Origin of the sequence: Pseudomonas sp. GM60, from assembly GCF_000282415.1 — a bacterium.
In the GTDB taxonomy this organism is placed as follows: domain Bacteria; phylum Pseudomonadota; class Gammaproteobacteria; order Pseudomonadales; family Pseudomonadaceae; genus Aquipseudomonas; species Aquipseudomonas migulae.
This window is the reverse complement of the sequence record NZ_AKJI01000123.1, coordinates 1-8,015: the sequence shown is the minus strand read 5'-3', so window position 1 is coordinate 8,015 and position 8,015 is coordinate 1. Positions and strand designations below refer to the sequence as shown.

The window sequence follows — 8,015 nt, the reverse complement described above, 5'->3', positions numbered from 1 at the left end:
CGAAAGGGGCAAGAGCCCTTGGTTACTTGGGGCTCTTCCAAGTGACTCGCCGTAAGGGCGAAACCAATAGCCGCCGTTACCGAAGAAACGGATAAACCCCCAACCCCAAGTCAGACCTTGTCAATCGGCACCCCATGGTTATTCTTCCACATCAGCACCACAGCACTGGCAATCACCGCAACCACAATCAAGTAAATGTTGAACATCCACCCAATATTCTCCGAGTACAACCAGGTCGTCAGGTACGAAGCCGTCCCCCCAAACACCGCCACCCCCAAAGAAATGCAAACCCCGAACATCCGTGTGCGATAACGGGTCGGAATCTGCTCCGAAATCGAAGCCGGTTTACAGCCGGTGATAAAGCCCACCAACAACAATCCAGCCGTCTGCGCCACCATCAACGTCCACGGTTCACTGGAAATCATCCCCCACAGCGGGAACAGCGTCGCGGCGATCCCGAGCAACGAAATCAGCGCCGAAATCTTGCGTCCCCACTGATCCGAGATCCAGCCCGAGATCGGCAAAAACACCAGGTAAATGACCTGAGCAATGCAACTCATGGTGAATGCACTACGCGGGTCCATGCCCTTGACACTGATGGCGTAGATCGACGCCGAAGTCACCCACGTGTAATACGTCAACGTGGCGCCCGCTTCATACAGAAACAACCGAACGCCGTGCTGAATGATTGTGCCGCGACTCCACGCCGGTTCTTCGCACGTACCACCGGCACTTGGGCTGTGCTCGCTTTCCATCATGTTGCGACGCAGCCACAAGGCAACCACCGCTAACAGGCCACCGGTGGCGAAGGGGATACGCCAGCCCCATTCCTGCATTTCACTGACCGACAGCAACGACGTCAGCAAGGCCATGTAAAACGTCGCCAGCAACGATCCGCAACCCACCGCGAGAAACACCGTGCTCGACCACAACCCGCGACGTTTCGGCGGAGCGATTTCGGCGATGTAGGCGTAAGAGGTGGTGGTTTCTCCACCGTGGGCAAAGCCCTGTACCAGCCTGGCCAACAGCAGGAGCGCCGACGCCCAGCTGCCAATTGCGTCATACGAGGGGATGAACGCAATCAGCAAACTGGCGCTGGCCATCAGCAGCATGGTGCTGAGCAGCACCATGCGCCTGCCGAGTCTGTCGGCAAGGATGCCAAAGAAGATGCCGCCAATCGGCCTTAACAGGAACCCGGCGGCAAACACTGCCAGCGTGTTGAGGAGGGCAGAAGTGGCGTTGCTTTTATCGAAGAGTGCCGCCGCGATGTACACCGATGCGACGGTATAGATCGTCCAGTCGAACCATTCCAGCAGGTTGCCGACGCCGGTGGCCATCAATGACTTTCTGCGCAAGGTGGTACGTGTTTTGGCCTGCCCGATCGAGTAGTCGGGCATGGTCTCGGTGATGTTATTCATTGTTGGCTCCGAGATGTTTCATGAACCACGGGATGTGGTGGGTAACGATGAGTTGCGTAAAGCTCCCTGAAAAAACGAGATGTCCCTGAATGCAAAACCTTGTAGGAGCCAGCTTGCTGGCGATCCAGGCACCGCGGTGTGTCAGGTGCACCGTGGTGATTTCATCGCCAGCAAGCCGGCTCCTACAGGTGGCGTCCGCGGATCAGGCGCGCAGATGCGCCAGCGCTACTTCCTCGATGCCGGCGGCATCCAGTTTGTAGTGCTCGTACAAGTGCGTCGGTGGTGCGATCAGGCTGTACTCGTCGTAGATGCCGTGGCGCTTGAGTTTCACGCCGACGCCTTCATCCGCCAGCACTTCGGCCACCGCAGCGCCCAGGCCACCAAGCACGTTGTGCTCTTCGACGGTCATCATGCGTTTGCTGCGTGCAGCGGCGCGCAGGATGGCGTCACGGTCGATCGGCTTGATCGACGCCATGTCGATCACGCCCACCGAACGCCCTTCGGCATTCATTTTGCGAGCCGCCGCCAGTGCCGGATGTACGGTGATGCCGCAGGCGATGATGGTCAGTTCCTCGCCTTCGAAGTGTTCATGAGCCTTGCCGAATTCGAAGGTCACGCCGTCTTCGTAAACGATCGGATCGCGACCGCGACCGATGCGGAAGTACACCGGCTTGTCGTAGGTGGCCGAGGCTTTGATCGCTGCGACCAGTTGCGCGCCGTCCGCCGGCGACACTACCGCCAGATCAGCGATCGAGCGCATGGTGGCGATGTCTTCGGTGGCGTGGTGCGAGGTGCCATAGAAGCCCAGGGAAATGCCGGTGTGGTGCCCGATCAGGCGCACCGGTTGCGCCGAGTAGGCGACGTCCATGCGGATCTGTTCGCAGCACAACAAACCGAGGAACGAGGCGAAGGTCGCCACGAACGGCATCACTCCGCACGTGGCCAGACCGGCGGCGGCCGTGACCATGTTCTGCTCCGAGATACCGAATTGCAGGTAGCGCTCGGGGTAGCGGCTGGCGAATTTGTTCAGGCCGTTGGAGTACTGCAGGTCGGCGGAACCGGCCATCACCGGATACCCGGCCTCAGTCAGCTCAATCAGCGCATCGGACAAATACGACAGGCCAGGGTTGAGCGCGTTAAGGCCACGGTACTGCCAGGAATTGGGGGAAAGAGGGGCATTCATGTTCAGATCTCCATGGCTTCAATTTCAGCGATAGCGCGTTTGGCGTCTTCCGGGTCGAGGTAACCGAGGTGCCAGCCGGGTTCGGTTTCCATGTAGGAAACGCCTTTGCCCTTGATGGTTTTGGCGATGATGCACACCGGCTTGTCGCGGGTTTCATCGGCTTTGACACGGCGCAGGGTTTCAGTCACTTCGGCAATGTTGTGGCCGTCGATGACGTGCACTTCCCAACCGAACGCGCGCCATTTTTCGTCCAGCGGTTCGATGCCGATCACGTCGTCGACCGAGCCGTCGAGCTGGAAGCCGTTGCGGTCGACAATCGCGATCAGGTGCCGGGCTTTGTGATGAGCGGCGCTCATTGCGGCTTCCCAGACCTGGCCTTCCTGCATTTCACCGTCTCCGAGCATGACGAACACGTCGTAGACTTCGCCGGTGAAACGCTGCGCCAGGCACATGCCCAGGCCGCCGGAGAGAGCGTGGCCGATGGAGCCGGAAGAGAAGTCGATGCCGGGCACTTTGCGCATGTCAGGGTGATCGCCCAAAGGGCTGCCCAGGCGCGTGTATTCATCGAGCCACTCCTTGGGGAACACGCCAAGGTCCGCCAGGATCGGGAACTGGCCCACGGCAGCGTGGCCCTTGCCCATCAAGAAGCGGTCGCGGCCCGGCCATTTCGGTTCGTCGGGGCGAATGGTCATCACGTCGTAGTACAACGCCGAGAACAATTCGGCGGCGGAAAACACCGAGGTGTAGTGGCCGGTCTTGGCGATTTCAATCAGGCGGATCGTTTCCAGGCGGACGAATTTCGCCCGGTCTTTCAACATCCTTACGGTCTCGGCGGACGGCACAAAATTGCTGGCTTTCCACTGTTCGAGTGTTTTGCGGGGTGCAGACATCTCTACCTCCAATCACAGGCATGAATTTGTTGAAGTTGAATCTCAGCGGCGGGGTTTGAACTTCACCCGGATAGTGGTGGGTTCAACGGCGCTTTTGAGTCGGTGCTCAGTGGGTCAGGCCTTCCAGCGCGCGCATCGCCCCGATCAGTTCGTCACACGTCAGTGCGTCGCCCGATACCGAGAGAAAATTGCGAGCGTGAGGCGCTTTCAAGGTGGGCTCGGCCACTTGCATCAACACCGAATCATCGATGTTGAGTACGCCCAGTTCGGTCAAGTTGCGGGGCAGGCCGATGCGTTGATAGAAGCTCAACATGTCGCCCATGAGTTCGGCGTCGCGATCTTCCAGTACCAACTGCACGAGTAAGCCGTAGGCCACCTGGAAACCGTGGACCTGCTGTTGCGCGCCGGGGATTTTCGACAGGCCACGGGTCATCGCGTGGGCAATGGACAAGCCGCCGCTTTCGAACCCCAGGCCGCTCATCAACAGCACCGCTTCAATCAGGTGGTCGAAGGCGACCGTGACCTCGCCGGTACCGGCCTGCGCCAGCGCAGGTTCGGCGTATTGGCGAATGATGTGATAGCACTCGCGGGCGAGCACCAACCCTGACAATGCCGGGCGGGCACCAAACATGTTCACGCCACCGGACTTGTAGCACTGCTCGGCTTCGAATTTTTTAGTCAGCGCATCGGCAATCCCCGCGAGCAAGAACTGACGTGGTGCCTCGGCGATCAACGCGGTGTCCACCAGCACATAGCGCGGGCTGACCAGCAAGTGGCCGACTTCGCTCAGTTGATGGTGGGCGTCGTAGACCACGTAGTTTTTCGACGTGGGTGCATCGTTGGAGGCCACGGTCGGCATGGTGATCAGCGCACGACCCGAGGTGTGGGCGAGAGCCTTGCCGGCGTCGATGCACTTGCCGCCACCGACAGCGAGGATCATGTCGAACTCGACCTCTGAAGCCGCCGTTCTCAGACCGGCGATGCCGTCGGCGGTGATCTCGCCGTCGAAGGTGATGTAGTGCAACTCGACACCATATTGCGCAGAGGTGGCATCGAGGCGTTGCCGGATCAGGCCCAGCACATAACTGTCGATGACCACCACGGCCTGGCGTCCGCAGTGCGCCAGATAAGTGCCCGCCTGGGCGAGCACTTCAGTGCCTTGGACATACCGTCCGGGCGAGCCGAAAACCAGATTCATTCAGAACCTCTCACTTCACTGCTTATTGTTATTCGAGGACTCGGCGACAGGCTGCCGGGGTCTCGGTCTTGTTGTGATGCATGATATATCATGTATTTGAACGGTCAAGCGCTCAAGCGACGAGATGACCTCAGGCGATCGAATAACCGCCGTCGACCGGCAAGGTTGCCCCCGTCACATAACGTGCGTTGTCCGACACCAGGAAGGCGATTACGTTGGCCACGTCTTCCGGCTCCCCCCAGCTCTTCATCGGGATACGCGCCATGATCCCTTCGGATCGCGTCGGGTCCTCGAACGCTCGGCGCGACAGGTTGGTCATGATCCAGCCCGGCGCCACGGCATTGGCCCGCACGCCATCGGTCGCCCAGGCCACGGCCATGCAGCGGGTCAGTTCGGAAATGGCGGCTTTGCTCGATGCATAGGCCGGGGTCTTGGCGGAGCCGAAAATCGCCAGCATCGAGGCGAAATTGACCACCGCCCCGCGCGCGGCTTTCAGGCCGGGCAGGGCCGCGTTGGTGATGCGCATTACGGCGGTGAGGTTGACGTCCATTACGCGGCTGAAGCCTTCCAGCGCCCACTCGCGGTTGTGGTCAATGATGCCGGCGGCATTGACGATGGCGTCGATGCGCTCGAACGGCTCGAAGAAGCCGCTGACCGCTTCGTCGTCGGTCACGTCCAGTTCCCGATAATGAATGCCCTCGACCCGTTGCTCGGGCTCGCCGAGCCCCACGGTGAACACCTCATAACCGTCCGCGTGCAGACGTTGAGCAGTGGCCAGGCCGATGCCGGAGCCGCCGCCAGTCACGATTGCAGTCTTTTTCATGGTCTTTCCTTATGCAGGGGAGGCGGGCGCATCAAACGCCCGATCTGGAAAACAGAAACTCGGCCAGCAGATCGATCTGGCCGGTGATCATGTGCGCACCTTTATGGATGATGCAGCCACGCACGGCGGCGGCGCTCAGCAGCGGGGTGATGTCCGGGTTCATCACCACTTCACCGACCACCGTGCCGGGGGCTAGGGTTTCGACGGGCAGCGGCAGCGGGTCCTCGGCTTTGAGGCCCAGCGCGGTGCCGTTGATCACCACATCGAAACCCGTCGCGTCGGCGAGGCCGGCGCTGACCAGCCGACCGGGGAACATCTGCCGCAGTTCATGAGCCAGCGCTTCAGCCTTGGCCGGCGTGCGGTTGCTGATCACCAACTCTTGAAGAGGCTCGGCGAGCAGTGCGTGAGCAATGCCCGTTGCTGCGCCCCCCGCACCGAGCAATAAAACGCGTTTGTTGCTCAGGTCATGGCCCTGCTTTTTCAGGCCAGCGACAAAGCCGTCGCCATCGAACATACGCCCGCTGAAACGGCCGTCGGGCAGGCGTTTGGCGACGTTGCACACTTGCAACAGACTGGCTGTGCCTTTGAGCTCATCGCACAATTTCGCCACCTCAAGCTTGTGCGGCACGGTGACAATCACCCCCGCCAGGTTTTCAATCCCGCGCAAACCTTCCCACGCCGTAGCGAGGTTGGCCGGTGAGACTTCCCAGGGCACCAACACGCCGTCGTGGCCGAGACGTTCCAGCAGCGGGTTGAAAAATTCCGGGGTGCGCAGGTGTTTGGCAGGGTAGGTGAGATGAACCACGACCCGGGTTTTACCGGTGATAGGCATTGCCATGTTCCTTTGTGATTTTGTTGTGATGCATGATATATCCTCAATGTGAGCGTGAGTCAACACGGTGGTGAATCCAGACGCAGTAGCGGTGGAAAACCGATGATGTATCATGCGTTATTCGCGCTTGAGGCCTGCAGGTCAGTCAATCTGCCGAGCCGGCGCACCTTCATTGAACCTGGAGATCGAGTAACCGTGACCGTGCATAAGCCCATTGATAAAGGCAACTTGAGCGAACGGGTGTATTCCATTATTCGCACCGCGTTGATGGACGGGCAGTACCAACCCGGCGACCGGCTGCGTATCAGTACGCTGGCCGAGGAATTCGGTGTGTCGATCACCCCCGTGCGGGAAGCGATTTTCCGTCTGGTCAGTGACCATGCGCTGGACATGAAAGCGGCGACCTCGATCTATGTGCCGGAGCTGACGGTCAGCCAGCTGCGTGAAATCCAGTTGATCCGCCATTTGCTGGAAGGCGAGGCGGCCGGCGTGGCGGCCCAGCGGATCACCCAGCCGGAACTGGAGAAACTCGAAGCCATTCAGGACGCGTTCCAGAAGGCGGTCTCGGTCGACTACAAACAGGCGGCGCTGCTCAACCGCGAGTTCCACTTCGGTTTGATCTCTGCGGCGCGCATGCCCGTGGTGTCGAAAACCCTGGAAAACATGTGGGTCATCATGGGGCCGCTGCTGAGCCGGTTTCATGCCGAGGTGCCCAAGCGAGAGTTGGCCAGCGCCAAACACAAGCATTTCGAAGTGCTGGACGGCTTGCGTACCCGTGACTCGGCCAAAGCCAAAGACGCCATGCAGGCCGATATCGCCTGGGGCGAGCTGATGATCGATTGGCTTGAGAAAAAGGAAAACCTCGCTGAGGCATAACCACCGCGCCTCTGTCGCATCAAGCTGAACCTGCCGCCCGAGCTCCACATCAGGAGCCTCGGGCGCTGTCGTTTTATGGCCGGACGGGGTGGGCACTGGAACGTTCAGTCGGGCAATCCACTTGCCACCTTCGCCACCTTTGAGCGGTCAACCTTGAGGGCTTCAGTATCGTTGCCAGCCCTCCCGAGCAGAACGCCTGATTGCGCAAAGGTGTTTTGAACAGGATTCAGCAATCTCTCCGAGGTCTTTGCGTTATGGGTTTCGGTGTCGGGGTTTTCTGTGATTTTTCGAGACGCCGGACTCGCCCGGGGTTTTGCTCTGATCCGTATTTTTCTGTGCTATCTGCATCTGTCATGTACTCGGCCTGCGGCCCACAATGACCGCACGGTCCGCAGTCGCGGTAGCCACTGAACCGCAAGCTCATCATGTAGGAGGCCCCATGCCCAAGATGGCCATTTTTCTGGGTGGATTTCTGCTGTTAACCATTTTGATCGGTGCCTTGGCCACGATCTCTCCGACCTGATTCCTTCCTTCAATGCGCAATAAGCACAACGCCTCCACTTGGGAGGCGTTGTTGTTTCAGCGGTACCGTTTATTTACAAGAATCCATCGATGAACCCCGTAACCTGTAGGAGCCGGCTTGCCGGCGATGGCGTCATCACGGCTACCACCGCTTCGCCAGCAAGCTGGCTCCTACAGGTCGGGTATAACCCGCAATTTGTAGGAGCTGGCTTGCCGGCGATGGCGTCATCACGGCCGCCACCGCTTCGCCAGCAAGCCGGCTCCCACAGGTCA

7 protein-coding genes are annotated in these 8,015 nt (G+C 59.8%); 1 reads left to right on the top strand and 6 read right to left on the bottom strand.

The window, feature by feature from the left end:
- Positions 1-110: 110 nt before the first annotated feature.
- The 6 genes from PMI32_RS03745 to PMI32_RS03770 all read right to left on the bottom strand — a co-directional run bounded on the left by PMI32_RS03745 (position 111) and on the right by PMI32_RS03770 (position 6,344).
- The gene (locus tag PMI32_RS03745) at positions 111-1,418 is read right to left on the bottom strand and encodes an MFS transporter (RefSeq protein ID WP_008033979.1); all 1,308 of its coding nucleotides are present in this window, start codon (positions 1,416-1,418) and stop codon (positions 111-113) included.
- Positions 1,419-1,620: 202 nt separating this feature from the next.
- Positions 1,621-2,601, bottom strand: a complete 981-nt coding sequence (locus tag PMI32_RS03750; protein ID WP_008033976.1) for a transketolase family protein — start codon at positions 2,599-2,601, stop codon at positions 1,621-1,623.
- Between the two features lie 2 nt (positions 2,602-2,603).
- The gene (locus PMI32_RS03755; RefSeq protein ID WP_008033975.1) at positions 2,604-3,491 is read right to left on the bottom strand and encodes a transketolase; all 888 of its coding nucleotides are present in this window, start codon (positions 3,489-3,491) and stop codon (positions 2,604-2,606) included.
- 106 nt (positions 3,492-3,597) lie between these two features.
- The gene (locus tag PMI32_RS03760) at positions 3,598-4,689 is read right to left on the bottom strand and encodes a glycerol dehydrogenase (RefSeq protein WP_008033973.1); all 1,092 of its coding nucleotides are present in this window, start codon (positions 4,687-4,689) and stop codon (positions 3,598-3,600) included.
- A 130-nt stretch (positions 4,690-4,819) separates the two neighbouring features.
- Positions 4,820-5,512 (bottom strand): SDR family NAD(P)-dependent oxidoreductase, encoded by a 693-nt coding sequence (locus PMI32_RS03765; RefSeq protein ID WP_008033971.1) that lies wholly within the window; start codon positions 5,510-5,512, stop codon positions 4,820-4,822.
- A gap of 31 nt (positions 5,513-5,543) precedes the next feature.
- Positions 5,544-6,344 carry a shikimate dehydrogenase family protein gene (locus PMI32_RS03770; RefSeq protein ID WP_008033968.1) on the bottom strand — a complete coding sequence of 267 codons (801 nt, stop codon included), beginning with the start codon at positions 6,342-6,344 and terminating at the stop codon, positions 5,544-5,546.
- Positions 6,345-6,539: 195 nt separating this feature from the next.
- Between PMI32_RS03770 and PMI32_RS03775 the strand changes: the two genes are divergently transcribed.
- Positions 6,540-7,220: a GntR family transcriptional regulator gene (locus PMI32_RS03775; RefSeq protein ID WP_032829125.1), complete on the top strand. Its 681-nt coding sequence runs from the start codon at positions 6,540-6,542 to the stop codon at positions 7,218-7,220.
- Positions 7,221-8,015 lie beyond the last annotated feature (795 nt).

Coding starts and splice junctions, on each gene's coding strand:
- PMI32_RS03745 (WP_008033979.1), bottom strand. CDS start 1,418: ATGAATAACATCACCGAGACCATGCCCGACTACTCGATCGGGCAGGCC.
- PMI32_RS03750 (WP_008033976.1), bottom strand. CDS start 2,601: ATGAATGCCCCTCTTTCCCCCAATTCCTGGCAGTACCGTGGCCTTAAC.
- PMI32_RS03755 (WP_008033975.1), bottom strand. CDS start 3,491: ATGTCTGCACCCCGCAAAACACTCGAACAGTGGAAAGCCAGCAATTTT.
- PMI32_RS03760 (WP_008033973.1), bottom strand. CDS start 4,689: ATGAATCTGGTTTTCGGCTCGCCCGGACGGTATGTCCAAGGCACTGAA.
- PMI32_RS03765 (WP_008033971.1), bottom strand. CDS start 5,512: ATGAAAAAGACTGCAATCGTGACTGGCGGCGGCTCCGGCATCGGCCTG.
- PMI32_RS03770 (WP_008033968.1), bottom strand. CDS start 6,344: ATGCCTATCACCGGTAAAACCCGGGTCGTGGTTCATCTCACCTACCCT.